General features: G+C 72.5%; 19 protein-coding genes and 1 tRNA gene. 13 read left to right on the top strand and 7 right to left on the bottom strand.

Annotated elements, in window-relative coordinates:
- The first annotated feature begins 9 nt into the window (after positions 1 to 9).
- Positions 10 to 843 (top strand): alpha/beta hydrolase, encoded by an 834-nt coding sequence (locus tag AB0J88_RS36585; protein ID WP_364359427.1) that lies wholly within the window; start codon positions 10 to 12, stop codon positions 841 to 843.
- A 274-nt stretch (positions 844 to 1,117) separates the two neighbouring features.
- Here the strand turns inward: AB0J88_RS36585 and AB0J88_RS36580 are convergent, their stop codons facing one another.
- Complete coding sequence (locus tag AB0J88_RS36580; protein WP_364359424.1) at positions 1,118 to 2,335, bottom strand: hypothetical protein; 1,218 nt, start codon at positions 2,333 to 2,335, stop codon at positions 1,118 to 1,120.
- Positions 2,336 to 2,344: 9 nt separating this feature from the next.
- Positions 2,345 to 3,865 (bottom strand): alkaline phosphatase D family protein, encoded by a 1,521-nt coding sequence (locus tag AB0J88_RS36575; protein ID WP_364359421.1) that lies wholly within the window; start codon positions 3,863 to 3,865, stop codon positions 2,345 to 2,347.
- 121 nt (positions 3,866 to 3,986) lie between these two features.
- Between AB0J88_RS36575 and AB0J88_RS36570 the strand changes: the two genes are divergently transcribed.
- The 4 genes from AB0J88_RS36570 to AB0J88_RS36555 are packed head-to-tail and all read left to right on the top strand — an operon-like array spanning position 3,987 to position 7,672.
- The gene (locus tag AB0J88_RS36570) at positions 3,987 to 4,760 is read left to right on the top strand and encodes an MEDS domain-containing protein (protein ID WP_364359419.1); all 774 of its coding nucleotides are present in this window, start codon (positions 3,987 to 3,989) and stop codon (positions 4,758 to 4,760) included.
- Positions 4,757 to 5,716 (top strand): anti-sigma factor RsbA family regulatory protein, encoded by a 960-nt coding sequence (locus tag AB0J88_RS36565; protein WP_364359417.1) that lies wholly within the window; start codon positions 4,757 to 4,759, stop codon positions 5,714 to 5,716. The genes AB0J88_RS36570 and AB0J88_RS36565 overlap by 4 nt, the downstream gene beginning before the upstream one ends.
- A gap of 54 nt (positions 5,717 to 5,770) precedes the next feature.
- The gene (locus AB0J88_RS36560) at positions 5,771 to 6,910 is read left to right on the top strand and encodes an FAD-dependent monooxygenase (RefSeq protein WP_364359414.1); all 1,140 of its coding nucleotides are present in this window, start codon (positions 5,771 to 5,773) and stop codon (positions 6,908 to 6,910) included.
- Between the two features lie 48 nt (positions 6,911 to 6,958).
- On the top strand, positions 6,959 to 7,672 hold the full coding sequence (locus AB0J88_RS36555) for a VOC family protein (RefSeq protein ID WP_364359411.1): 714 nt from the start codon (positions 6,959 to 6,961) through the stop codon (positions 7,670 to 7,672).
- 58 nt (positions 7,673 to 7,730) lie between these two features.
- Here AB0J88_RS36555 and AB0J88_RS36550 read toward each other — a convergent pair whose 3' ends face one another.
- Positions 7,731 to 8,444, bottom strand: a complete 714-nt coding sequence (locus AB0J88_RS36550) for a hypothetical protein (RefSeq protein ID WP_364359408.1) — start codon at positions 8,442 to 8,444, stop codon at positions 7,731 to 7,733.
- A gap of 25 nt (positions 8,445 to 8,469) precedes the next feature.
- Here AB0J88_RS36550 and AB0J88_RS36545 point away from each other — a divergent pair, with 25 nt between their 5' ends.
- Positions 8,470 to 9,312, top strand: coding sequence for an alpha/beta fold hydrolase (locus AB0J88_RS36545; protein WP_364359405.1), 843 nt, complete (start codon positions 8,470 to 8,472; stop codon positions 9,310 to 9,312).
- Here the strand turns inward: AB0J88_RS36545 and AB0J88_RS36540 are convergent.
- Positions 9,278 to 9,697 (bottom strand): MerR family transcriptional regulator, encoded by a 420-nt coding sequence (locus tag AB0J88_RS36540; protein ID WP_364359402.1) that lies wholly within the window; start codon positions 9,695 to 9,697, stop codon positions 9,278 to 9,280. The two genes, AB0J88_RS36545 and AB0J88_RS36540, sit on opposite strands and share 35 nt — an antisense overlap.
- Before the next feature lie 10 nt (positions 9,698 to 9,707).
- Here AB0J88_RS36540 and AB0J88_RS36535 point away from each other — a divergent pair, with 10 nt between their 5' ends.
- Complete coding sequence (locus tag AB0J88_RS36535) at positions 9,708 to 10,421, top strand: methyltransferase domain-containing protein (RefSeq protein WP_364359399.1); 714 nt, start codon at positions 9,708 to 9,710, stop codon at positions 10,419 to 10,421.
- Here AB0J88_RS36535 and AB0J88_RS36530 read toward each other — a convergent pair.
- Positions 10,418 to 12,331, bottom strand: coding sequence for an acyltransferase family protein (locus AB0J88_RS36530; RefSeq protein ID WP_364359396.1), 1,914 nt, complete (start codon positions 12,329 to 12,331; stop codon positions 10,418 to 10,420). The two genes, AB0J88_RS36535 and AB0J88_RS36530, sit on opposite strands and share 4 nt — an antisense overlap.
- A gap of 35 nt (positions 12,332 to 12,366) precedes the next feature.
- Entirely contained in the window at positions 12,367 to 13,425 is a 1,059-nt protein-coding gene (locus AB0J88_RS36525; protein WP_364359393.1) for a 3-deoxy-7-phosphoheptulonate synthase, read from the bottom strand.
- Positions 13,426 to 13,663: 238 nt separating this feature from the next.
- On the opposite strand from AB0J88_RS36525, the gene AB0J88_RS36520 reads away from it, so the two are divergent.
- The 6 genes from AB0J88_RS36520 to AB0J88_RS36495 all read left to right on the top strand — a co-directional run bounded on the left by AB0J88_RS36520 (position 13,664) and on the right by AB0J88_RS36495 (position 25,171).
- On the top strand, positions 13,664 to 14,395 hold the full coding sequence (locus AB0J88_RS36520; RefSeq protein WP_364359390.1) for an OBAP family protein: 732 nt from the start codon (positions 13,664 to 13,666) through the stop codon (positions 14,393 to 14,395).
- A gap of 114 nt (positions 14,396 to 14,509) precedes the next feature.
- Positions 14,510 to 15,832, top strand: coding sequence for a beta-ketoacyl synthase N-terminal-like domain-containing protein (locus AB0J88_RS36515; RefSeq protein ID WP_364359387.1), 1,323 nt, complete (start codon positions 14,510 to 14,512; stop codon positions 15,830 to 15,832).
- Between the two features lie 21 nt (positions 15,833 to 15,853).
- Complete coding sequence (locus AB0J88_RS36510; RefSeq protein ID WP_364359384.1) at positions 15,854 to 21,976, top strand: type I polyketide synthase; 6,123 nt, start codon at positions 15,854 to 15,856, stop codon at positions 21,974 to 21,976.
- Positions 21,977 to 22,284: 308 nt separating this feature from the next.
- A tRNA-Cys gene (locus AB0J88_RS36505) sits at positions 22,285 to 22,369 on the top strand.
- A gap of 28 nt (positions 22,370 to 22,397) precedes the next feature.
- The gene (locus tag AB0J88_RS36500) at positions 22,398 to 23,597 is read left to right on the top strand and encodes an RtcB family protein (protein ID WP_364359381.1); all 1,200 of its coding nucleotides are present in this window, start codon (positions 22,398 to 22,400) and stop codon (positions 23,595 to 23,597) included.
- Between the two features lie 50 nt (positions 23,598 to 23,647).
- Positions 23,648 to 25,171, top strand: a complete 1,524-nt coding sequence (locus tag AB0J88_RS36495; RefSeq protein ID WP_364359378.1) for a hypothetical protein — start codon at positions 23,648 to 23,650, stop codon at positions 25,169 to 25,171.
- A 3-nt stretch (positions 25,172 to 25,174) separates the two neighbouring features.
- Here the strand turns inward: AB0J88_RS36495 and AB0J88_RS36490 are convergent, their stop codons facing one another.
- Positions 25,175 to 26,338 (bottom strand): S8 family serine peptidase, encoded by a 1,164-nt coding sequence (locus AB0J88_RS36490; protein WP_364359375.1) that lies wholly within the window; start codon positions 26,336 to 26,338, stop codon positions 25,175 to 25,177.
- Positions 26,339 to 26,550 lie beyond the last annotated feature (212 nt).

Raw genomic sequence — 26,550 nt, 5'->3', positions numbered from 1 at the left:
GGTCCGCAGATGCCGTACGTGACCGTGGGTCAGGAGAACACCGAGCCGGTCAAGATCTACTACGAGGACCACGGCTCGGGTCAGCCGGTTGTGCTCATCCACGGGTACCCCCTCAGTGGGCAGTCGTGGGAGAAGATCGTCAGCCCCTTGCGGGGCAAGTACCGGATCATCACCTACGACCGGCGCGGCTTCGGAAAGTCGTCACAGCCGGGCGGCGGGTACGACTACGACACGTTCACGGCGGACTTCAACATCCTGATGGAGACGTTGGACCTGCGGGACGCGGTGTTGATCGGGCACTCGATGGGCACCGGTGAGATCACCCGCTATCTCGGCCAGTACGGCTCGGCCAGGGTCGCCAAGGGCGTTCTGCTCAGCCCCTTGGCGCCGATGCTGCTCAAGACCGGAGACAACCCCGAGGGCGTGGACGGGTCGGTCTTCGAGGGCGCCAAGGAGACCTGCGCCAAGGACCGACCACTGTGGATCAAACAGTTCTTCGACCTGTTCTTCAACGTCCAGGACCTCATGGGTGGTGACCGGCTGAGTCAGGAAGCCTGGAACGCGCACTGGAACGTCGGCATCACCGCGTCGCCGATCGGCACGTACGACTGTGTCGACTCGTGGCTGACCGACTTCCGCCAGGACGTCGTGGGGATCGACGTGCCGATGCTGGCGGTGCAGGGCACGGCCGACCAGGTGCTGCCGTTCGCGTCGACCGGCAAGCGGCTCCCGCCGCTGGTCAAGGACCTGAGGTTGGTGCCGCTGGAGGGCGCGCCGCATAGTATCCCGTGGACCCACGCGGACGAGTGCAATGCCGCGATCAAGGACTTCATGGCGGCGTAAGTCTGGCCGATCGAGAAAATTATCCGACCAAAAGTGAAGATTGGGACACCGATCGTCGCTCACTGTTACCGTGACGTTGCAGTCAGTGACTGAACGACTGTGGCGCGTGTTGTATCCGGTTTCAGTATCGAACGAACGGGGTCTCCAAATGCTTACTGCTCTGCTTGGTAGCGTCGTCACCTTCCTCAGCGGTGTCCTTGGCAACCTCGGCGGCATCCTGAGCTGACGCGGAATTGGGTGCCCGGACCGCACGGGTCCGGGCACCCCTTCGCGTTCACCACTGGGAGTTGGAGCCCCCGAGTGCCAGCAGCACCTGGTCGTACAGGTTGCCGTCGTTGTCGTCCGTGTAGGTCACGACGATCTCGCCCCACGGCGACACGGCCAGGCTGAGCTGGTCCTGCCGACCGGTGGTGGTGTTGCTGTAGGTCTGCGCCGGCAGCCGGCCGTCCGACGTGCCGTCCGGGTTGAACCCGCGCGCCCAGACGTCGACCCCGGAGACCGTCCAACCGACCACGCTGTCGGCCTGGTCGTCGATGCCGACCGCGGGTGTCGCCGCACCGGCCGTGCTGGTCACCTCCACGTCGGCGTGCTTCGGGTCGCCGTTCGCGGCGAACGAGCGCGTCCAGATGCCGGGCGTACCCGTGTGGTCGGACTCCCAGGCGACCGTGAAGTCGCCGTTGAAGTTGGCCGCGATCGTCGGATGCCGTTGCTGGCCGCCGCCGTTGCCGTTGGCCGCCCGCCGGGTCAGATTGACGGCGCCGTTGCCCTTGGCCAGCCGGACCAGGCCGATCTGGTAGAAGCCGTTGCCGTCGCCGTCCTCGTCCCACACGATCAGCGCGTCGCCGGACGCCGACACCGCGATGTCGGGCAGGTGGTGCGCGCCGGTCGACTGGCTAGCCACCACCTCGTACAGCTTGGTGGCGATGTTGCTGTAGCCGGCCGCCTTGATGCGCGTGACCGTGCCCTGCACGTCCTCCCAGACCACGGAGAACGCGACCGACGACGGGTTGCTGGACGTGCCGTCCGGGTCGACCGCCACCTTCGGGCTCAGCTGTTGGCCGGCCGCGTCGGCGTTGACCTGTCCCTGGCCGAGCACCGTGCCCGCCGGCGAGATGACCCGATAGACCACGTTGTACGTGCCGTTGCCGTCCGGGTCGTCGTTCCAGACCACGACGGCGTTGCCCCGATCGTCGAGGCCGACGTCCGGGCTGACGTGCTTCCACTTCACGCCCGCGGTGCCGCCGGCGGAGAGCTTCTTCTCGTACGCGCTGGTGCCGTTGCGGAACAGCCGCACGTAGATCTCGGAGTTGGTGTTGTCGCCGGGGTTCGACTCGGCGCGGTCGTCCTCCCAGACCACGGCGACGTCGCCGTTCCGGTTGGTGGCGACGGCACCGCCGTCCTGGTCACCGGTGGCGACGCTGTTGGCGGTCGTGACCGTGACGCCGGCGGGCACGGCGAGCAGGGCCGCGACGATCGCGGTGGGCAGTAGCACTGTGGTCTCCTACAGGGCTTGCAGGCCGGGGCGGCCGTCGAGGATGGCGAACGAGCGCGCGGTGGTGACGGCGGCGCCGTGCTCGGTGACGCTGCCGACGGCGCGGAAGTCGGCCCGGATCTGGGCACGGCTGATGGTGGTGCGGGTGTAGCCCCGGCGGTCCTGGTAGAAGCGCAGGTGCGGGTTGGTCGCCACGTTCGGGATCGTGGTGGAGCCGCTGCCGTCGCCGGTCGACGAGATGGACGTGCAGACGAGCTCCGTGCCGACGGTCGCCGAGCTCGGGTTGGCGTAGTCGGCCTTGAGTTCGTTGGCCCAGGCCCGGTGCACGTCCCCGGTGAGCACCACCGGGTTGCGCACGCCGCGCTGCTGCCACCCGGTCTGGATCCGTGACCGAGACGCGCGGTAGCCGTCCCAGGCGTCCATGCTGGCCGCGCCGGTCGAGGTGAACTGGCGTGCGAAGAACACCTGCTGGCCGATGATGTCCCAGGTGCCGAGCTGCTGGCCGAGCCCGTCGAGCAGCCAGGCCTCCTGAGCCGCGCCGGTGATGCTGCGGCTGGCCAGGTCGGCATCGGCGCAGACCTTGCTGCCGTCGCCGCACGCCTGGTCGTCGCGGAACTGCCGGGTGTCGAGCATGTGGAACGTGGCCAGCTGGCCCCAGCGGACCCGGCGGTAGAGCTGGATGCTGTTGCCGCTCGGCGCGGACGCCGGCCGCAGCGGCATGTTCTCGTAGTACGCCTTGTAGGCGGCGGTGCGCCGGGCCGTCCACTGCGCCGCGGTCAGCACCGGGGTGTTGTTCTCGCGCACGGTGCCGGCATAGTTGTTCTCGACCTCGTGGTCGTCCGGCACCGTCAGCCACGGCGCGGCGTGGTGCGCGGCCTGCAGGTCCGGGTCGGACTTGTAGAGCGCGTACCGCCGCCGGTAGTCGGCCAGGCTGACGATCTCGGCGCCGACGTGCTGGCGTACGCCGCTGCCCACGCCACCCTCGTAGATGTAGTCGCCGAGGTGCAGCACCAGGTCGGGCCGGTCCTCGGCCATCCGCCGGTAGGCGGTGTAGTAGCCGCTCTCGTAGTGCGCGCAGGAGGCGAAGGCCATCGTGAAGTCACGGCCGAAGGTGCCGACGGCCGGCGTGGTGCGGGTGCGCGCGACGGGCGAGATGTGGCCCTGGGCGCGGAACCGGTAGTAGTAGTCGGAGTCCGGCGCGAGCCCGCCGGCGACCACGTGCACGGAGTGTGCGTCGGCGTAACGGGCGGTGACGGTGCCCTGCGCCTGGATCGTGGCGAACGTGTCGCTTGTGGACACCTGCCATTCCACCGTCACGTCGGCGTTGGGCATGCCGCCCTGGCCGTCGGCGTTGAGCGGGGTCGGCGCCAGGCGGGTCCAGAGGACCACGCTGTCGGCCGCGGGTTCGCCGCTGGCGACGCCGAGCTTGAAGGGGTACGGGGGAGCCGCCTGGGCGGACAGGGGGACGATCGTCGCGCCTACAGTGGCCAGTCCACCGAGGACGAAGATGCGTCGGCTGAGCCGTGTCATGCGCAGCACATTGACGGCGTTTGATGAATGGAAGATGATCTCCAGGGGTCCTGCCGGCTGACCATGAGATGGCCGCGGGCTGTGCATTCGGTGCCGGTCGGGGTGGCGGTAGGCTGTCGGGATGCGTGCGGCTGGCGTCCAGGCCGCCCGGCCTGCGGGTGCCGGGCGCCACCTGTGCTGGGCCTATGCCGACCGTGCCGAGTTCCTGGCGGCCGCCCGCCGGTTCCTCGCCGAGGGCCGGGCCGCGGGCGCCGCACTCCGGCTCGTCGGCGACGACCTGCCCGACATCGACGGGGTGCCGGCGTCGCCGCTGCCCGACGCCTACCTGACCGGCGGCGCGCTGGACCCGGCGGCCCAGGTCGAGATCTGGGCGTCGGCGACGTTCGCCGCTCTTGCCGACGGCTACACCGGACTCTGGGTGGTGGGCGACGTGACCCCGCTGGTGTCCCCGGCCTTCGCCACCTACGAGCACCTGATCGACCGGTTCATCTCCCGGCATCCCTTGTACGGGCTGTGCGCCTATGACCGGCATGTGGTCGATCCGGCCGTGTTGGCCGATCTGGCCTGCCTGCACCCCGTCCACAACGTGCCCGACGTGCCGTTCCGGCTGCACGCGGCGGCCGGCACCGGCCAGCTCTCCATCTCCGGCGAGCTCGACGCCACCGGCGCGGCGGCCCTGGCCCGGGCCCTTGACCGGGTGGCGCCCGCGGTGGTCGACGGTGAGCTCGTGGTCGAGGCCGGCAGCCTCGACTTCGTCGACCACCGCTCGCTGCTCCAGCTCGCCTCCTACGCCCGCGACCGTGGTGCCACCGCGGTCCTGCGCACGCCGTTGCCGGCCGCTGCCCGCCTGGTCGACCTGCTGCGCGTCCCCAACATCCGGGTGGAGGCGCGATGACCCGCAGCGGTGCGGCCGCCGGGCACGTCGGCTACTTCCACGAGGCCGTCTACTACGACACCGACGACGAACTGCTCGCCGTCCTGGTGCCGTTCCTGACCGGCGGCGTCGACGAGAAGGAGCCGACGGTCGTGTCGCTCGGTCCGGAGAAGGCCTTGTTGGTGCGCCGCGCCCTGCCTGCTGGGGTGCTGGGCGGGGTCACGTTCATGGCGGGCGGGAGCGTCTACGCGCGGCCCGCCGCCGCCATCCGGGCCTATCGGGAGCTGCTGGCCGGCTACGTCGCCGAGGGCGCCCCGCAGATCCGGATCGTGGGCGAGATCCCGCGGCCGTCGTTCGGCGCGACGTGGCACTGGTGGGCGCGCTACGAGTCGGCCATCAACCACGCGTACGACGAGTTCCCGTTGTGGAGCCTGTGCGCCTACGACACCCGGATCACCCCGTCCGCGGTGCTGGCCGACGTCGCCCGCACCCACCCGCGTGCGCTGCACGCCGACGGCACTCATGCCGTGAGCGCCACCTATGACGCGCCCGCGTCGTTCCTGTCCGCCTGGCCGCCGGTCGCGCCGGACGTGGTGCAGTCCGGGCCGCCGCTGATCACCCTGGTCGACCCGACGGCGTCCCGTGCCCGGGCCGCCGTTGGCCTCGTCGATCCCGGTCTGCCGGCCGACGAGGTCGACGAGCTGGTGATCGCGGTCAGTGAGGTGGTGACCAACGCGCTGCGGCACGGGCTGCCGCCGGTGCGGGTCTGCTACTGGTCCGGCCCCGACCGGATCGTGGTGTCGGTGACCGACGGAGGCACCGGGCCGACCGACCCGTTCGCGGGGTTGGTCCCTTCGCGTGACAGTGCGACCGGTGGGTTGGGGCTGTGGATCACCCACCAGTCGTGCAACTACGTCGCGTTCTCGCGGGACGAGTCGGGGTTCACGTTGCGGCTGACGGCGGGTAATCCGCTCTAGGTCGTTGTCAACCGTCGTTGACGGTTCCGATGTTTGTCAACTACGGTTGACGGCATGGTGGTCGTTGTCGTGGGTGCCGGACCTGTCGGGTTGATGCTGGCGTCGGAGCTCGCCCGGTCGGGCGTACGCCCTCTCGTGTTGGAGGCGTTGCCTTCGCCCAGTCTTTCGCCCAAGGCCAACGGGGTCGTCGGCCGGGCGGTGCCGCTGCTGGCCGACCGGGGGTTCTTTCCCCGTCGCCGGCCGGCCCCGCGGTTCATGTACGGGGGATTCCCGCTCGACCTGCGGCGCCTGCGCGACAACCCGGTCTACGTCCTGCCGGTGCCGCAACGGGAGCTCGAGTCGGTGCTCGGGGCCGGGGTGCCGGTCCGGCGTGGGCATTCGGTCGTCGGTCTTGATCCGTCGTCGGACGGTGTGACGGTGTCCGTCGTGGGGCCGTCGGGTCCCTACACCGTGGAAGCCTCTTACGTGGTCGGCTGCGACGGTGCGCACAGCATGGTGCGGAAGGCGGCCGGTCTCGGGTTTCCCGGCACGTCCGACGAGCGGGTGGTGTCGCGGAGCGCGCACGTGGTGCTTCCGGTGTCGCGGTTCCGTGGGCGGCTGGGGCCGTACCGGCCGTATCTGTTCCACCGCACGCCGCGCGGGGTGTTCTCGTTCGCGCGGTTCGGTCGGGGGCCGCATCTGGTGACGACGCTGGAGTGGGACACGGCGGTGTCCTCGGCCTCGTCCACGGCCTCGGCCTCGTCCGCGGCCGGGCCGGTGACGGTCGAGGAGGTGCGGGCGAGCCTGGAGCGGGTGCTGGGCGGGCCTGTGTCGCTCGGCGCCCCGACCGGTCCCGGGCCGCACGTGCTGCGGCGGTCGACGTCACGGCAGAACCGCATCGCGTCGTCCTATCGCGCCGGCCGGGTGCTGCTGGCGGGGGACGCGGCCCACGTGGTGGCGGGCATCGGTGGGCCCTTGCTCAACCTGGGGCTGCTCGACGCGGTGGACCTGGCGTCGCGGTTGGCGCGTGACGACGTCTCGGGCTACGACGCGGCGCGCCGGCCGTGGGCGGAGCGGGTGCTGGAGTCGTCCGCGGAGCAGGCGGCGTTGCTGTCGCCCGGGGCCGCGACCGACGCGCGGCGGGCGGAGTTCGCCCGGTATCTCGCGACCCCCGCCGGGCTGCGCCGGGTCGCGGACACGATCGCGGGCGGCTGATTTCTGTCGTACCCCGGCGGCACTCTGGCAGTCGGAGGGGAGATCGTGATGATCGGAAAGCTTGAGGCCGTGGTGCTCGACGCGGCCGACATCGCCGGCCTGTCGGCGTTCTACCAGGGCCTGGCGGGCTGGCAGGAGACCCGCGTCGGCGACGACTGGATCACGCTGCGCACGGCCGAGGGGTGGCGGGTCGACCTTCAGCCGGCGCCCGACCATCGACCGCCGCGGTGGCCGGGCCAGGAGCGGCCGCAGCAGGCGCACCTGGACCTACGCGTGCCCGACCTGGAGGCGGGCGTGGCGTTGGCGGTCTCGCTGGGCGGCACCCTGTTGCGGCGCAACGAAACCTGGCACACGGTCGCTGACCCGGCGGGCCACCCGTTCGACCTGTGCCTGAGGGCCGACGACCCGGCCACCACCCTGGTGGGCGTGATGCTCGACTGCCCGGACGCTCCGGCCTTGACCGCGTTCTACGCGGAGCTGCTCGGAAAGCCGATCACGTACGAGGCCGACGGCATGGCGATGATCGGCGAAGAGGGCGCGCAGCCGGTGATGTTCCAGCAGGTGGCCGACTATGTGGCGCCGCGCTGGCCGGACCCGGCCTACCCGCAACAGGTCCACCTGGACGTCCTGGTCGACGACCTGGACGCGGGGGAGCAGGCAGCGCTTGCCCTGGGTGCGACCCTGCTGTCCAAGAGCGAGAAGACTTTCCGGGTCTTCGCCGACCCGGCCGGCAAGCCGTTCTGCCTGAACCTTCCGGGCTAGCGGCGTGGGTTCATGGCCGCGGCCGATGCCGGCCAGCCGCCGGGCGCCCAGGTCGGGCTCAGAGCGCGGACGCGAGGAGGCGGACGCCGGCGATGAGGGCGGCGTGCGGGTTGGCCCGCCAGTCCGGGGTCGGCGGCGCCAGGGCGGTCGAGAGGGGGTAGCGGTCGCGTAGGTCGGGCACGTGGGTCTGGATCGCGGTGGCTCGGGCCAGCCACTCGTCCGCGCCGGCCGGGGACAGCCGTCGGTAGGCCGCGGTGGTCGAGGCCGTCGCGCGCACGGTCGCGTAGAGCATCGTGACCGCGGTGGAGCGGCGGTGGTCGGGGACCTGCCAGGCGGCGAGGATTCCGGCCAGGCGCTCCAGCCAGTCCTGCTCGTTGGGGCCCTGACTCGCCTGCGACCAGTTGCGCTCCGTCAGCCACGGGTGCGCCAGGTAGACGTCGAACAGCGCCGTCGACCACGCGAGCAGGGCGTCGGCCAGGGACGAGGGTGGGTCCGGCCACGTCGGCATCGCGCTTGCCTGGTCCTGCATCAGGGCGAGCAGGTTCTCCTTCGTGCCCACGTACGGGTAGAGCGCCATCGCGGTCCTGCCCAGGCGGGTCGCCACCGCTCGCGTCGAGACCGCCTCCAGGCCCGAGGTGTCGGCCAGGTCGATGCCGACCGCGACGATCTCGTCGAGGTCCAGTTGCTGGGCCGGGCCGCGGCGCGGGCCGGGAATCGTCGTGCCCCGGTGTCGCCAGAGCCTGCGTACGTGGGCGTCGATGTCCGAATCCATAGTCCTTACAGTGTATAGTGTTTTCATGGCTACCGCACGAATGCACGACGACACGACCATCGACGTGTCGGTCCGCGGCGCGGGACCGGCCGTCCTGCTCCCCGTCAGCACCACGGTGATCGAAGGCGAGGCCGGCGAGCAGATGCGTGCCTGGGGCGTCGACCCCGCCCTCGGCCACACGCTCGCCGCCGGGCTCGCGGAGGCCGGCTTTCGCGTGGTCACCGCCGACTACGAGGGCCACCTGACCGACCACCCGAAGCCCGCTACCCTGACCGCCGACGCCGTCGCGGCCGACCTGCTCGCCATCGCGGACGCGGCCGGCGCGCAGCGGTTCGCCTACTACGGCTACTCCTGGCTCGCGCTCTCCGGCCTGCAGCTCGCCCTGCGCACCGACCGGCTCACCGCCCTGGTCATAGGCGGCTATCCACCCCTGGGCGGCCCCTACGACGCGATGCGGACAGTCACGGCCGCCGCGCACCGGATGGCCGTCGCCAACGAGGGCAGGGAGTTCGTCCAGGCCGAGCCCGGCGACTGGGACGCCGCCGAGGTGACGCGTGCGCCCGATCAGACCGCGCAGTACGTCACCCTCTACGAGTCCCTTTGCGACTTCGACGAGCGCGCCGCCCTGGGCAAACTGAACCTCCCTCGCCTGGCCTTCGCCGGCACCGACGACAACATCACCTACGGTCCGAAGTGGAACGACGCCTACGTCGCGATCGGCGAGCCGCTGGGTCGCCACCGCGAAGAGCTCGAGACCAACGGCTGGACCGTGGAACTGATCCCGGGCGCGGACCACCTGAGCGCCATGCGACCAGAGACGGTGCTGCCGATCCTCACACCCTGGTTGACGAAACAAGCCGCCGGCTGACTGCTGACTGGAAGTGGGGGCAGCTGCTCAGATCGTCAGCCGGGCAGCGTGAGCCGTGGTCCAGGGCGTCTCTGGCCGCCTCCAGGGCGCGGATCTGCGCCTCCACCGCGTCGCGGTGGGCGCGTAGGGCCGCTCGACGGACCGGACCGGGGGCGCTGAGCACGTCGCGGATGTCGGCCAGGCCGAGCCCGGCGTCCTTGGCCAGCAGGATCGCGCCGATCCGCTCCGCGTCGGCCTCCGTGTAGCGGCGCCGGCCGGCGCCCGTCCGGGCCGGATGCAGCAGGCCCATGTCCTCCCAGTGCCGCAGCACGTGGGTGGCCAGGCCGAAGCGGGCGGCGAGGTCGCCGATCGAGACGGTTGACTTCAGGTCCACCTGAGCTCGCATGCTCACCATCATGACGATCCCCGCAGGATTTCTGCGCGCCCTCGACCGCTTCGAGACCCTCGACGGCAGCGCACGGCTCCGGGCCTACAGCTACGACCTGCTCGCACTCGACACCGGCGATCGGGTCGTCGACGTCGGTTGCGGCACCGGCCGCGCGGTGGCCGAGCTGGCTGCGGGAGGGGCCGCCGCGACCGGCCTCGACCACAACCCGGCCATGGTCGACGTCGCCCGCGAGCGCCGCCCGGACGGCGACTACCGTGTCGGCGACGCCCACCACCTGCCGTTCGAGGACGGCGAGCTGCACGGCTACCGCACCGACAAGGTGCTGCACGACCTGACCGACCCGCGCCGAGCCCTTGAGGAGGCCCGCCGCGTCCTGAGCAGGAACGGCCGCGTCGTCGTCGTCGACCTCGACTGGGACGCGGTCAGCATCGCCGGCGACGACCCCGCCCGGACCCGCGCCGTCGTGCACGGACGCACCGACAGGCTGGCGTCCGGGTTCGCCGCGCGCCAGGCTCCGGAGCTCCTCCGGGCGGTGGGGTTCACCGACGTCCGTACCACCGCCGCGTCCGAGGTGGTGACCGCCGCCGACCTGGGCGAGCTGTTCCTGAGCCGGATCGCGGGCGACGCCGACGACTGGTTGGCCGACCAGCGCGACCGCGCCCAACGCGGCGACCTGCTGCTGGTGATCCCGATGCTGGTCACCGTCGCCACGCGGGCCTAGGCCGTCGCGAGCCGGGCCACCTGGGGCAACAACCAGGGCGCGATCACCTGTTGTACGCCCTCCGGAGTGAAATGCAGCCCGTCGCTGCGCACCCGCACACCCCCGACGTCCCACGCGAAGGCACCACCCGGGCAGACCACCGCCTGCAGGTCCAGCACCGTGGCGCCACGCCGCGCGGCGGTGGACCGCAGCAGCCGGTTCCAGGCGTCCACCCGCGCGGGCTCGTCCTCCGGCCACAGCCCACCGTCCGGCCGCTCCGCTCGCCGGGTGTACGGCGCCGTCAGCACGGCCACGCGTGCGCCGCGTACCCCGACGATGTCGATCGCGAGGTCGAGCTCCCGGGTCAGGTACGCGTCGAACTCCGGCTCGCCCACGTGCTGGTACCGCCCGGACAGCTTGCGGTCCATCAGCTCCCAGCGGTCCAGCAGGATCACCGCCACGTCCGGGTCGTCGGTCGCGATGTCGCGCCGCCAGCGCTGGTCCCACGTGTCGCAGCCCGGATAGTTCGGGTGCGGCGAGCCGACATAGAACAGCTCCGGGAGCCGCGCGATGCCGCACCCGGGCACCCCGCGCGCGGTGACCTGGAGCTTGTCCTGCTTGGGCAGGTAGGTCCCGAGCGACCACGACACCGAGTCACCCATGAACGCGATCCGCGGCAGCGCGCCCGGTGTCCGGCCGGCCCGCTGCGTGGGCGGTCGGGCCGACGGAGTCGCGGCCGGTGCCGTGTCGAGCGCGATGACCGGAGCGGGCCGGGTCGGCGGTGGCACGGTCACCAGCACCGCGAGCACCGCGGTGGCCAGCACCGCCGTCCCCGCCGCCGCTCCGGCGAGCCGCGGTCGGCGCCGGGTCCAGCGGGCGGTCCGGATGGGTTCTTCGACCAGCACGTAGGACGCCGTCGCGACCAGCAACACGGCCCCCAGCCGAAGCCCGAGCAGCGCCGACCCGCCGAGGCCCGTGCGGGAAGCGGTCAGCCATCCGAAGAGCGGCCAGTGCCACAGATAGAGCCCGTACGAGATCCGTCCGACCGCCACCAGCGGCGCCACCGCCAACACCCGCGCGGTCGGCGATCGAGGGCTGACCACGGCATGCGCGATCACCGTGGCGGTGGCCAGCGCCACCAGCGGCAGCCCGCCGCGATAGAGCCACGGCGAGTTGCCGCGCGCCGTGGCCCAGAACAGTCCGGTGACCGCCACGCCGACCACGGCCAGTGCGCCCAACGCCCGATGCCGACCGCCACCGCCGACCCGCTCGGACAACAGAACCGCCAGCGCACAGCCGACCAGCAGCGTCACCGCACGCGTGTCGGTCCCGTAGTAGTCCCGGTCCACATCGGAAGGCGAGAACAGCACCGTGGACGCCGCCACCGACAGCACGGAGCCCACGACGCAGATCGCCAGCAGCACGGTCCTGGACCGGCGCAGGGCGGCAGCGGCGATGAACACCAACGGCCAGAGCAGGTAGAACTGCTCCTCGATCCCCAACGACCAGGTGTGCTGCAACGGCGAGGGAGCACCGGTGGCCGCGAAGTAGTCGCCGTCCCGGAACATCATCCGCCAGTTGGCGAGATAGGCGACCGCGGCCAACGAGTCGAGCCGCAGCGCCGGAAGCTCGGTCGGCGGCAGCAGCCAGCGCGACACCACCGCCACACACGCGAGCACGAGCAGCAGCGCCGGCAGCAGCCGCCGAGCCCGGCGGCCCCAGAAGGCGACCAGGTCCGTGCGTCCCGTCGCGGACCGCTCGACGAGCAGCAACGAGGTGATCAGGAAGCCGGACAGCACGAAGAACGCGTCGACGCCGAGGAAGCCGCCCGGCAGTGCCGCCACTCCACCGTGGAACAGCAGCACCGCCAGGACGGCGAAGGCCCGGACCCCGTCGAGCGCTGGATGGTACGGAAAGCGCGTCCCGGACATAGCCTCCTAAAGCTACCGGCGCGCGCGTTTCCGGGTCAGCGCCGCGCGCGAACCGCCGCCGCGAGTTCCTCCAGCAGCGTGGCGGTGGTGTCCCAGTCGATGCACGCGTCCGTCACCGACTGGCCGCGGACCATCGACGACCCGCCCAGGTCCTGCCGGCCAGCGACCAGGAAGCTCTCCATCATCACGCCGGCGATGCCGCGCTCGCCGGCGGCCAGTCGGGCCGCGATGTCGCGTACGACGCCGGGCTGCCGGGTGTGGTCCTTGCCGCTGTTCCCGTGACTCGCGTCGATCATCAGCCGGGCCGGCAGGTCGGCCTTCTCGAGCGAAGCGAGCGCGTCCGAGACGTGCGCCGCCGAGTAGTTCGGGCCGCTCGACCCGCCGCGCAGCATCAGGTGGACGTCCGGGTTGCCGGTGGTGGTGACCAGGGCGGCGATCCCGTCCAGGTTGATGCCCATGAAAACGTGGCTGGCCGCCGCGGCGCGGATCCCGTCCACCGCGTCGCCGACGTCGCCCGAGGTGGAGTTCTTGATGCCGATCGGCATCGACAGGCCGCTGCACAGCTGCCGGTGGGTCTGGCTGGCGGCCGTGCGGGCGCCGATGGAGCCCCAGCTCACGATGTCGGCGATGAACTGCGGGGTGATCGGGTCGAGGAACTCGCAGCCGACCGGCAGGCCGAGCGCCGAGACGTCGAGCAGGAGCTGGCGGGCCAGCCGCAGTCCGCGGTTGACGTCGAAGCCGCCGCTCAGGTCCGGGTCGTTGATCAGACCCTTCCACCCGACGGTGGTGCGCGGCTTCTCGAAGTAGGTCCGCATGACGACCCGAAGCTCACCAGAAAGAGCGGACGAGACGGCGGCCAGCCGCGAGGCGTAGTCCAGGGCGGCGTCCGGGTCGTGGATCGAGCACGGCCCGACGATCACCAGCAGGCGGTCGTCACGACCGTCGAGGATGTCGACGACCTCGGCCCGGCCGCGGCTGACCACGTCGGCGACCTCAGGCGAGACCGGGAACTCGTGGCGCAGCAGGGCAGGGGAGATCAGCGGGCTCATCCGGGCGATGCGGGCATCGTCGAGCGCCGCGGCGGTGACAGACATGGCGTCCTCTCATGGGCGAGCCGCCCCGGGACGCGTGCCGAGCCGGCTCAGTGATCCGGCTCGGGGGTGAAGGTCAGCGCGGCGAATCGCCCGCCGACCCGTTCCGGGCCGGGGGTGTAAACCGATACCAGCGCTGCACGGGCGCAAGAGTAGCAGGCCCCGGGGAGCGGCGGATGGATGGTTGGTCCGCCGCCGGCCGGGTACGCGTCCTCCGACCCATCGGCGAAGGAGGTCCCGAGTGCCCGTACAGCCAGCCATCAAGACCCGGCGCGGCCCGACGACACCGGCCGGCGAGGCGAAAGACACCTGGCGCGCGATCCTGGAGCAGGGCGCGCACCTGCTGCAGACCAGCGCGCCGATGTCGGGTTTCGACGTCTATGTCGTCGGGTTCCACTGCGCGAAGGGTGAGCCCGAGTTCCAGATGGAGGCGCACCACTTCTGCCGCGTGGTCAACGACGACCTGCTGCAGTGCGTGCTGTTCGACGGCAACACCAAGGACGCGAACCTGATCGGCGTCGAGTACATCGTCTCCGGGCGCCTGTTCGACACCCTGCCGGAGGAGGAGCGCGGCTACTGGCACCCGCACAACTTCGAGGTGCTCTCCGGGGAGCTCGTCGCTCCCGGCCTGCCCGCGCCGGCGGAGAAGGCGCTGATGAAGCAGCTGATGAACTCCTACGGCAAGACCTGGCACACGTGGCACACGCACAACGCCGGCGGCCACGAGGGCATGCCGCTGCCGTACGGCGAGCCCAAGCTCATGTGGTCCTTCAACCGCGACGGCGAGGCCGACGAGTCGATCAAGGCGGACCGTAACTCCGCGATGGGGATCGACGTTGCGAAGACGCGGGCCGACCGGCAGTCCCTCCTGCCCCTGGCCGAGCCGCAGTGGGGTGTGGACGACATGAAGGACGACTTCACGGGTACGGCGGACGTGCCGGGTGTCGTCGACGTCCGCACCACGACGCGCTGACCCGCAGGCTCGCCTTAATGCCGGACTCGCCGGCCTAAGGGGCGCTACATCCCATTAGTCCGGTTAGGCCGTACTCTCTTCCCCGAACGAGCGACCTTCGGGGAAGGAATGAACATGACGAGGTCGGTTACCGACGCGCGCGACGTGGTCGTCACCGGCATGGGCTTCTGTCTGCCCGGCCTGGGTGGACGGGCGACGATCACCACCCAGGACGTGTGGGAGATCGTCTCGCACGGCAAGACCGCCATCTCGTCCCGCGAGGACGGGGTCTACTACGGCACCGTCGACCTGCCGGCGGAGACGTTCGCCGAGTACTTCCCGGAGATCCCGGGCATCTTCGCCGCACACTTCACCGACACGCACCGCTTCGGGCTGATGTCGTTCCTCGAGGCGTGCACCGACGCGAAGCTCGACGTGCGGGCCGGCGCCCTGGCCAACGCCGGCATCCTGGTCGGGCGCGGCGGCGTCGACACGAACATCGCGGGCTACCTCAAGGTGCTCAACACCGAGATCGGTGACCTGAACATCATCGAGGCGACCTCGCTGTTCATCGAGAGCTCGATCGCCGTCACCTCCTCGGACGTGGCGCTGGCCCAGTCGGCCTTCGCCCGCACCACCGGGCCCTGCTACACCGCCAACGCCGGCTGCTCCTCGTCGTCCGTGCAGATCAACAACGCGCGCATGCTGATCAACAGCGGGGCGTCCGACGTGATCGCCGTGACGGGCGTCGACAACTTCTACTACCCGCTGCTCAAGAAGGTCTTCGACCTGGTCAGGATGGTCCAGGACCAGGGCGCCGACACCCGGCCGACCAACGCGCTGCCGGACGAGCCGATCGAGTTCGACCGCCTGATGCGCCCGTACGACCAGCGCCAGGGCTGCGTGAACTACGGCGAGGGATCGGTCTCGCTGATCCTGGAGAGCCGTGAGCACGCGGAGCGGCGCGGCGCGGCGATCTACGGCCAGGTGCTGGGCCAGGCGATCACCCGCGACGGCCTGCCCCACCCGCTGGCCAGCGACCAGGACGGCGGCGGCCTCGTCGCGGCGGTCCGGCAGGCGCTCGGCGACCGGCCGATCGAGCAGGTCAAATACGTGCACGGCGGCAGCGACGGCGGCATGGCGCAGCAGGAGGCCGCGGCGATCCGCACGCTCTTCGGCGACCGCGCCGGCGACCTGCTGATGACCTCGCAGGAGGGCAGCTTCGGCCACAACGGCGCGCCCACCGGAGCCCTCGGCGTCGCCCTGACTCTGCTGATGATGCAGAACCGCATGGTCTGCCCGACCGCCAACTGCGAGCGGCCGCTGGACTTCCTGCCGTTCGACCCGGTGCCCGGTTTCCAGAGCGTGCCGCTGGCCTTCGACCACGCGCTCAGCTTCACCTACCAGCTGGGCGGCGTGCAGAGCGCCATCCTGCTCGGCAGCCCCGACGCCCTTTAACCCAGAAAAGAGCCTGCTCCAGTGGAACACGAGCACATCGCGATCGTCGGGATCGGCTGCCGGTTGCCCGGCGACGTCGACTCGCCGGCCGCCCTGTGGAGACTGCTCGCCGACGGCCGCGACGCCGTCGGCCCCTTCCCGGCGGGCCGACCGTCGCCGGGTGCCGGCACGCCACCCGACGGTGGCTGGCTGACCGACGTGACCGGGTTCGACGCCGACTTCTTCGGCGTCTCCCGGCGCGAGGCCGACGTGCTCGACCCGCAGCACCGGCTGATGCTCGAGGTGGCGTGGGAGGCCTTCGAGCACGCGGGCCTGGCACCCGACCGGCTGGCCGGCGAGCCGACCGGCGTCTACCTCGGCCTCAGCTACGACGAGTACATGCAGCGCCTCGCCGGAGCGCCGGAGGAGCTGGCCGGCGGGATCCTGACCAACGGGCACTGCGTGGCCGCCGGGCGGATCTCGTACCTGCTGGGCCTGCACGGTCCCGCCGTCACCGTCGACACCGCCTGCTCGTCCGGGCTGGTCGCGGTGCACCAGGCCGCGCAGGCGCTGCGCGACCGGGAGTGCGACGTCGCGGTCGCCGGCGCCGTCAACCTGATCGTCGACGAGCGCACGACCCGTGAGTTCACGCGCTTCGGCATGCTCTCGCCGACCGGCCGGTGCCGCGCGTTCGACACGCACGCCGACGGCTTCGTGCGCTCCGAGGGCGCCGGCGCCGTCGTGCTCAAGCGGCTCCGTGACGCCCTGCGGGAAGGCGACCGGATCCTGGCCGTGGTGCGCGGCTCGGCGGTCAACCAGGACGGCCGCTCCGACGGCCTCAGCGCGCCGTCGGCCGAGGCGCAGGAGCAGGTCTACCGCGCGGCCCTGGTCCGCGCCGGCCTCGACGCCAGCCAGATCGGCTACGTCGAGGCGCACGGCACGGGCACCCGGCTCGGCGACCCGACGGAGCTGACGAGCCTGACCCGGGTGTACGGGAATCAGGGCCGGGCGGTCGCGATCGGCTCGATCAAGACCAACGTCGGGCACCTCGAACCGGCCGCCGGCATCGTCGGTCTGATCAAGACGGTGCTGTCCCTGGACTACGGCCTCATCCCGGGCAACCTGCACTTCACCGGTTGGACGCCGGGCACCGACCCGTCGGCCGCCGGGCTGTTCGTGCCCACCGGCACCACCCGCTGGCCGGACGGCGCCGCTGTGCGCCGGGCGGCGGTCTCCTCGTTCGGGTTCTCGGGCACCAACGCGCACGTCGTGCTCGAAGAGGCGCCGAACCTGCCGTCGCCGCCGGCGGTGCCCCGGCCGACCGCCGAGCCCGAGGTGGTGGTGATCCCGGCCGGCTCGCGCGCGGCGCTGCCGGCCGCGGCCGTGCGGGTCGCCGACTGGCTCGACGGCGACGGCCGCGACGTGCCGCTTCGGGACATCGCCCACACGTTCGCGCTGCGTCGCGGCGCCGGGCGTGGCCGGCTCGGCGTCGTCGCCGCTGACACCGAGGAACTGTCCGACCGGCTGCGGGCGTACGCGGCCGGGCACGCCGACCCGGCCGTGGTCGATGGCGAGGTGCACGGCGGCGTCGTACGCGGCGCGGTCTGGGTGTTCTCCGGGCAGGGATCGCAGTGGCCCGGCATGGGAGCCGAGCTAATCGCCACCGAGCCGGCCTTCGCCGCCAGCCTGACCCGCACCGACGCGCTGATCGCCACCGAGGCCGGCTTCTCCGTGCTCGACGTGCTGCGCTCCGGTCAGCCCGTGTCCGGTTGCGGCTTCGTGCAGCCGGTGCTGTTCGCCGTCCAGGTGGCACTGGCCGACCTGTGGCGCTCCTACGGCGTCACCCCGGCCGGCGTGCTCGGCCACTCGATGGGCGAGGTCGCGGCCGCGGTCGTGGCCGGCGCGCTGTCGCTCGCCGACGGCGTCGCGGTGATCTGCCGCCGTTCGGCCCTGCTGGAGCGAATCGCCGGCGCCGGCGCGATGGCCAGCGTCGGCCTCGGTCGCTCGCAGGTCGAGGCGGACATCGCCGCGGCCGGCGCGGGAGAGGTGGTCTCCGTCGCGGTCGTGGCCGCACCGGCCAGCACCGTGATCGCCGGCGACGACGAGTGGGTGCGGCTGCTGGTCGACTCCTGGGACGCCGAGGGCGTGCCGGCCCGGCTCGTCGCCGTCGACGTCGCGTCGCACTCGCCGCAGGTCGACCCGCTGCTCGAGGACCTCGACGCGGCGCTCAAGGACCTGCGTCCGCGCGAGCCTGTCGTGCCGTTCTACTCCACCGTGCTCGACCCGCGCTCGGAGCAGCCGGCGTTCGACGCCGACTACTGGTGCCGCAACCTGCGGCAGCCGGTGCGCTTCTCGGCCGCGGTCGACGCCGCGGCCGCCGATCGGCACCAGGTGTTCCTCGAGGTCTCGCCGCACCCGATCGTCGCGGCCGCCGTTCTGGACAACCTGCCCGCCGAGGCCACGGTGGTCGGCACCCTGCGTCGCGAGGAGCCCGAGCTGCCGACGTTCCGGACGTCGCTGGCCGCGCTGCACTGCGCGGGCGTGCCGGTCGCGTGGTCCGTCCTGTACGCCGACGCCGACCTGGCCGACCCGCCGGCCATCACGTACGACCGGCGCCGCCACTGGGTCGACGTCTCCCCGGTGACGCCCGCGGCGGCCCCGGCCGGCCTGCCGGGCATGCACGCCGAGGTCGCCGGCGACCCCGTGCGGCACACCTGGGTCGGTGACGCCGGCCTCGTCGCCCTGCCGTTCCTGGCCGACCACCGGGTGCACGACGAACCGGTGCTGCCCGGTGCGGCGTTCCACGCGCTGGCGCTCAGCGCCGCGTGCACCGTGTTCGCCGCGCCGGCCGACGAGGTAACGGTCGAGGACCTGACGTTCCACGAGCTGTTGCGGCTCGCCGACCACACCGAGGTCAGCACCACGGTGACGATGACCGCCCCGGACCGGGCCGAGTGCGAGATCTTCGCCCGCGGCTCCGACGGCGGCTGGGTCCGGCACGCCGGCGCCGTGCTCCGGTCCGGTCGCTCCGGTGCGGCGGCCGCGGCGGTGCCGCCGTGCGACCTGCCCGGCGACAGCGAGGCGCTCTACGCGGCCATGCGGTCACGCGGCATCGCGCACGGTCCGGCGTTCGCCGGACTGAGCGGGCTGACCCGGTCGGCCGACGGTTCCGCCGCGCGGGCGCTGCTCACCCCGCCGCTCGCCCCGGCCGGCGAGCTCGCGATCCACCCGGCACTGCTCGACCTGTGCGCGCAGCTCCTGGTCGCGACCGTGCTCGACGCGCCCGGGGCCGGGCTGCTGCTGCCGGTCGGCATCGCCCGGGTCGCGGTGCTCGGCGACCTGTCGCGGGCCGCGTTCGGCGAGGCCCGGCTGGTCTCGTCGGACGCCGACGGCTTCGCGGGTGACGTCGTGCTCCGCGACCCCGCCGGCGTGGCCGTGCTGACCGTCGCCGGCCTGCACTGCGTCCGGCAGCGCGTGCCCGCGCCCTCGGCCGCGCGGCCGGAGTCGTGGCTGCTCGAACCGCGCTGGGAGCCGGCGCCGCCGGTGTCCGAGGCGGTGGTCGGCCGGGTGCTGCTGGTCGGCGAGGGCGGCGGTGCCGTGCTGCCGGTCGCGGCCGCCGTGCGGGCGCGCGGCGCCGCGGCCGACGTGCTGGACCTGCCGCTCGACGAGCCGGCGCAGGGCCTGCTGGGCGGCGTGCTGCCGGGCGTGGTCGCGCTGGTCTGCGGCTCCGCCGTGGCCGCGGGTGATGCCGCGCTCGACCGTACCCGGCGGGTGGTCTCCGTGGCCCGGGCCCTGTGCACCGAGGCGGTGCCGCCCCGGCTGGTGCTGGTCACCGGGGGAGCCCTCGACGAGGCGGCGCTGCGCGGCGTCGTCCGCGTGCTCGCGATCGAGCACCCGGAGCTGCGGGCCACGCTGGTCGAGTCGACCGACGCGGACCTGCTGGCCGCCGAGCTGCTCGCCGACGAGGCGGACGACGAAGTCCGGCACCGGGCGGGGGAGCGGGCGGTGGCCCGGCTGGCGTACGCACCGGTCCCGGAGACGTCCTTCGTGGACGTGCGCTGCGGCGTCGACGGGTTCCGGCTGCGCGCCGGCCGGCTCGGCGACCTGTCGGCGTTGGAGCTGGCCGCCTGCCACCGGCGCACGCCCGGGCCGGGCGAGGTGGAGATCCAGGTGACCGCGGCCGGGGTGAACTTCCGCGACGTGCTCACCGTCATGGGCCTGTTGCACGGCGACGGCGACGACGTCCGCTACCGGATCGGCTTCGAGTGCGCCGGCGTGGTCAGCGCGGTGGGGACCGGCGTGGCGCTCGCCGTCGGCGAGACGGTGCTCGCCGTGGACCTGCGCGGCGGCGCGTTCGGCTCCTTCCTGACGGTGCCGGCGACCGCGGTGGCCCGGATGCCCGGCGGGCTCGACCCGGTGGTCGCCGCCGGGCAGCTCACGGGCTACCTGACCGCCTCGTACGCGTTGCGCCACGTGGCCGGCCTGCGCTCCGGCGAGCGGGTGCTGGTGCACAGCGGCACCGGCGGCACCGGCCTGGCCGCGATCGCGGTGGCCCGCCGGCTCGGCGCGACCGTGCTGGCCACGGCGGGCACGCCGGAGAAGCGCGCCCGGCTGCGCGAGCTCGGCATCGCGACGGTGATGGACTCGCGGTCGCTGGACTTCGCGGCCGAGACGCTGGCGGCGACCGGCGGCGAGGGCGTCGACGTCGTGCTCAACTCGCTGGCCGGGCCGGCGATCCGGGCGGGGCTGTCGACCCTGCGGCCGTTCGGCCGGTTCGTGGAGCTCGGCGTGCGGGACATCCTCGCGGACCGCGCCCTCGGCCTGGCGCCCATGCGGCACAACATCACCTTCAGCACGGTCGACCTGATCGAGCTGCAGAACCGGCGGCCCGACGTGTTCGCGACGGTGCTCCGGGAGGTGCTGTCCGGGCTCGCCGACGGGTCGCTGCCGCCGTTGCCCGTGCGGTCGTACCCGCTGACCTCGGCCACCGACGCGCTGCGGACGATGGCCGCTGCCGCACACCAGGGCAAGCTCGTGCTGACCGTGCCCGGCTCGGGGACGGTGCGGGCGGCGCGGCCCGACGGCCCGCCGGTGCGGCCGGACGGGTCGTACATCATCACCGGCGGCCTGACCGGCGTCGGCCTCGCGGCGGCGTCGTGGCTCGCGTCGCGCGGCGCCGGGCATCTGGTGCTGAACGGTCGCCGCGCGCCGTCGCCGACGGCGGCCGCAACGATCGCCTCGTTGCGGGCGGCCGGCACGCGGGTCACGGTGATCCGGGGCGACATCGCCTCGCCGGGCACGGCGGACGCGCTGGTGACGGCGGCGACCGCGTTCAACCGACCGCTGCGCGGCGTGCTGCACGCGGCGATGGTGCTCGCCGACGCGGCGCTGCTCACCGTGGCGGACGACCAGTTCGGCACCGTCTGGCGCCCGAAGGTGGTCGGCGCCCGCGCGCTGCACACCGCGGTCACCGGGCACCGGCCGGACTGGTTCGTCGTCTTCTCCTCCATGGCGTCGCTGATCGGCAATGCCGGCCAGACGGTGTACGCGGCCGCGAACTCGTGGCTCGACGGCTTCGCCGCATGGCGGGCGGCGCAGGGCCTGCCGACACTGGCGGTCAACTGGGGTCCGTGGGGTGAGACGGGCGCGGCGACCGACTTCGCGGCGCGCGGCTACACCACGATCGGCACGGCCGACGGCTTCGCCGCACTGTCCACATTGCTGACCCACGACCGGGTACGCACGGGAGTGATCCCGGGACCGCCGTCGACCTGGGTGCCGGTGCCGTCCGCGCCGTTCTTCGCCGGGGTCCTGGAGCCGCTGTCGGCGCGGGAGGTGGTGGCCGAGCCGGGCGCCGCGCCCGTGGACGTCCGGGCCGACCTGGCCGCGACGCCCCCGGGCCTGGCCCGACGGACGGCGCTGGAGTCGTACGTCGGCGGCCACGTCCAGGCGGTCATGCGGCTCGGCGACAGCGTCCTGGATCCGCAGGTGCCGTTGCGCGCACTGGGCTTCGACTCCCTGCTGGCGATGGAGCTCCGGGCGCGTCTCGAGGCCGGCCTGGGAGTCAAGCTGGCCGGCAACTTCGTGTGGCAGCACCCGACCCTGGCCGCGCTGGCCGAGGGCTTGGCGGGCCACCTGGACCTGGCCCTGGAGGCCGACGAGTAAGAGTCCCCAGATCTGTCGCGGCCGGGGCAACGAAGCCCCGGCCGCGGCTTCGGCTAATCCCGTTGCCGCAGGCGCGCCGCGGCCCTACTGTGTGCGTCACAGCACGAGTGAGCGAGGAGATCCCCGAGATGACGTGGCAGCCCACAGCGAGAGCGACACGGTGTCAACCACCGTGCGCCACCGCGGGCCTGCCCTTCGCCGGGCGACCCGCCACGTTGCTGTCCCTCGCGGGACAACGGCCCCGCTGAGCACGCCTCGCGCGCTCACGCCGCCGCCCACCCGCGACCGGGTAGGGCGGCCTTTTTTCTGACCTGATGGCGTCGCTGGTGCGGCGGTCGGTTTGCAACACCGGATCCCGGAAACGGGCAAAGGGTTCAATTCCCTGTCAGGTCTCGATCACACCATTCACTGGGGAGAGACGATGAGCTACACGCTGCTGCCGGGCACCCGGGCGCCGGTCCGGGTCTGGACCGACCCGGCGACGATCGAGGCCGACGCGACCCGGCAGCTCCGCAACATCGGCACGCTGCCGTGGGTCGACGGCGTCGCCGTCATGCCCGACGTGCACTTCGGCAAGGGCGCGACGGTCGGCTCGGTCATCGCGATGCGGCAGGCGCTCGCACCGGCCGCGGTCGGTGTCGACATCGGCTGCGGCATGTCCGCGGTGCGCACCAACCTCACCGACGCCGACCTGCCCGACGACCTCGGGCCGCTGCGCCGGGCGATCGAGTCGGCCATCCCGGTCGGGTTCAACGCGCACGACGAGCCGGTCAACCCGCATCGGATCCACGGCCTGCCGACCGCCGGCTGGGCCGAGTTCTGGAAGGGCTTCGGCGCGCTCACCGCTGACGTGAGCGGCCTCGAGACGCGGGCGTCGCGGCAGCTGGGCTCGCTCGGCGGCGGCAACCACTTCATCGAAGTCTGCGTCGAGCAGGGCGGCGCCGACGCGGGGCGGGTCTGGCTGATGCTGCACTCGGGTTCGCGCAACATCGGCAAGGAGCTCGCGGAGCGGCACATCCGGGTCGCGCGCGGGCTGCCGCACAACGCCGACCTGCCGGACCGGGACCTCGCGGTGTTCGTGTCCGGCACGCCGGAGATGGACGCGTACCGCCGGGACCTGACCTGGGCGCAGCAGTACGCGGCGCGCAACCGGGCCATCATGCTCGCGCTGCTCTGCCGGGTGCTGCGGGAGGCGGTCGCGCACGTCCGCTACGACGAGCCGATCTCGTGCCACCACAACTACGTGGCCGAGGAGACCTACGGGGGTGTCGAGCTGCTGGTGACCCGCAAGGGCGCGATCCGGGCGGGCCGGGGCGACCTGGGCATCATCCCGGGCTCGATGGGCACGGGCTCCTACATCGTGCGCGGTCTGGGCAACGACGACGCCTACAACTCCGCGTCGCACGGGGCGGGCCGGCGGATGTCGCGGACGAAGGCGAAGAGGACGTTCACGGTGGACGACCTGGCCCAGCAGACGGCCGGCGTCGAGTGCCGCAAGGACGCCGGCGTCGTCGACGAGATCCCGGGCGCGTACAAGGACCTGGGAGCGGTCATCGCCGAACAGGCGGACCTGGTCGAGGTCGTGGCCCACCTCAAGCAGGTGGTCTGCGTGAAGGGCTGAATTGCCGCGGCCGGCGCATTCCCGGCGCCGGCCGCGTCGTTCACTGCTGTGTGGGATACGACAACGACGGCCGGCTGCCGCTCATCTACGTCCGGGGGTTCGCCGGATCGGGCATAGACAAAGCGGTCGAGGATCCGTTCTACGGTTTCAACGAAGGCTCCGTGCACGTGCGCGTCGACGGCTTCGGGGACCCGCAGTTCTACCAGTTCGAGAGCCCCATGCTCCGGCTGATGATCGACGAGAGCTACCGGCTGCTCGTGCACGGTGACCAGCGCGCCTTCCTCCAGCAGAGCGCCGACGGCGAGGTCGACGCGAACACGCTATGGATCCACCGCTTCTACGACGTGTCGGCCACGACGTTCGCCAAGCGGCCGACCGAGTTCAGCATCGAGAACGCGGCGGCCGACCTGTTCGACCTCATCGAGCTCGTGCGCCGCAAGACCGGTGCGCCGAGAGTGTTTCTCGTGGCCCACTCGATGGGCGGTTTGATCTGCCGGTCGACCATCCAGCGACACATTCCACTGGTGTCGGGCGAAGCCACCGACTACATCGCACGACTGTTCACCTATGGCACGCCGCACGGCGGCATCGAGTTCGAGGTGGGGTTCGGCCTCTTCGAGAAGCTCCGGGACCTGACCGGCATCAGCGGCGCCGACATCTTCGGGCCGAGGCGGATGTACGAGTACCTGACCCCCGCCCTGCCCGGAGCGCCCAGCGAGGACGAGTTCGACGCGCGGGTCATGCCGCCCGACGGGTTCCCGGCCGACGAGGTCTTCTGCCTGGTCGGCACCAACCCGGCGGACTACCGGGTGGCGCTCGGGCTGTCCTCGAAGATCGTGGGAGCCCGCAGCGACGGGCTGGTCCAGATCGACAACGCGTACGTCCAGGGCGCCCACCGGGCGATGGTCCACCGCAGCCACAGCGGGTCCTTCGGCATCGTCAACTCGGAGGAGGGCTACCAGAACCTCCGGCGCTTCCTGTTCGGCGACCTTCAGGTCCGGGTCGACCTGGTCGGCCTGTCACTGCCGGACGACGACCTGGTGTGGCAGCTGGAGACGCTGCTGTCGATCCGCGGCCTGCCCATCCTGATGCACGCCCAGACCGCGGCCCACTACTGTCCGGTGCAGCTCGAACGGGCGGCGGGCCAGGACGCGGCCGACACGCCCGTGCCCCTGGTGACCACCTTCCTGTCGTCGAAGCTGGCGCCGCGCCGCGACGACCAGCCCCGCGCCGCGCGGCACTGCCTGAAGCTGCGGCTCATCTCGGTGCGGGTCCGCGACGGTGTCTTCGACTTCCTCGACCATCTCGAACAGGCCGAGGACTGGTCGGACATCCTGCTGGTCGACATCGCACCGGACCCGACCGGTCGGCTGCGGTGCTGGGCCACCTGGAACGGCACGTCGACGACGGCGATCCGGTTCTGGGAGCCAGGACCGGATGAGCTCGTCGAGGACGCCAACCCGGGCGCGGGCGTCTGGCAGGGAGAGATCCCGATGCCCGAGGTGGCCCGCAAGCTACTGGGCGCGAGCGCCCGCCTGGTGCTGACCGTCACACCGCGGTCCGCGGACGCCTGAAAGTCACGCGCCGGTTCGCGGGCGGCCAGCGCGCCGGACGACCAGCACGACCACCACGACGAGAGCCACCACCACCAGCAGCGCCAGGACGATCGCGATCAGGATCCAGGGAATGCCTCCCGACTCCTGATCGGTGCTCGCGTCCGACGGTGTCGGGTCGGCCGACGCCTCGGCCGCGGGAGCGCCCAGGGGGTTCGCGTCGACGGCGGGCACCTCGCGGGTCAGGGCCGCGAGCACGTCGACCGAGCCGAACCCGTAGTCCTTGTCCCGGCCCTTCGGTCCTCGGTCGCGGGCCGTGCTCACCACGCGGTTGACCACGTTCGCGGCGTCCAGGCCGGGGTAGCGCGCGCGGACCAGGGCGACGACACCCGAGACGATGGCCGCGGAGGCGCTGGTGCCCTCGTACACGGCGTAGTCGTCCTTCGCGACCCCCGGCCTGGTCGGGGCGACGATGGCCTCGCCCGGCGCGGAGACCGCCATCGCCGGCCCGACGATCGTGCCGTCCCAGAGCGCACCGGACCGCGTCGCGCCGCCGACGGCGATGACACCGGGGATGCTGGCGGGCATCGGGATCTCGAGGTACGTGCTGCCCGTGTTGCCGCTCGCGGCGACGACCACGACGTCGTGGCTCAGCGCGTAGCGGACCGCGTCGACCACCTCCGGGTCGTCGCGCTCGGTGCCGAGCGACACGCTGACGACGTCCGCGCCCTCGTCGACGGCCCACCGGATGCCCGCCGGCGCCTCCCGCAGCCCGGACGGCCCCAGACTCACCGGCAGGATCTTCGCCTCGGGAGCGATGCCCAGTGCGTGCTTCTCGTCGCCACCCCGCGCCGCGATGATGCCGGCCATCGCGGTGCCGTGCCCCGCGGTGCGGTCCGGGTCGGTCCGTCCGTCGTCGGCGGAGCCGGGGCCGAAGCCCTTTCCGGGCAGCACCTGACCGTCGAGATCCGGGTGCGAGGCCTGCACTCCGCTGTCGATCACCGCGACCACGACGCCCTTGCCCTTCGACAACCGGTGCGCCTGCGGGATCTTGAGCGCGTCGAGGTGCCACTGGAGGCTGCGGACCGAGTCCGCGGCGCGGGCCAGCGCGGGCGCGGTTGCCACCAGTGGGCCGAAGCCGGTCGCGGCGACCAGAACGAGCACGGGGACGACCCGTCGCAAACCCATGATTTCCCCAATGATCTACGTGGACGGACGCGCGCCCGGAACCGTATCTCGCCCACGTGGTCGCCGCAGCCCCTGGGGCGTGGGGGGGGGGGCCCCCCCCCGGCCCCCCCCCCCCCCCCCGGGGGGCCCCCCCCCCCGGGGGGCCGCGCCCCGTGATGGTGTTAAGATGGACACAAGATGGGGTGGTGGGGGGGGGCCCGGAGAAAAGGCGG

This window comes from Asanoa sp. NPDC049475 (genome assembly GCF_040676915.1).
Taxonomy (GTDB): domain Bacteria; phylum Actinomycetota; class Actinomycetes; order Mycobacteriales; family Micromonosporaceae; genus Asanoa.
Note: the sequence above shows the minus strand (reverse complement) of the source record. Positions and strands in the feature narration are given on the sequence as shown.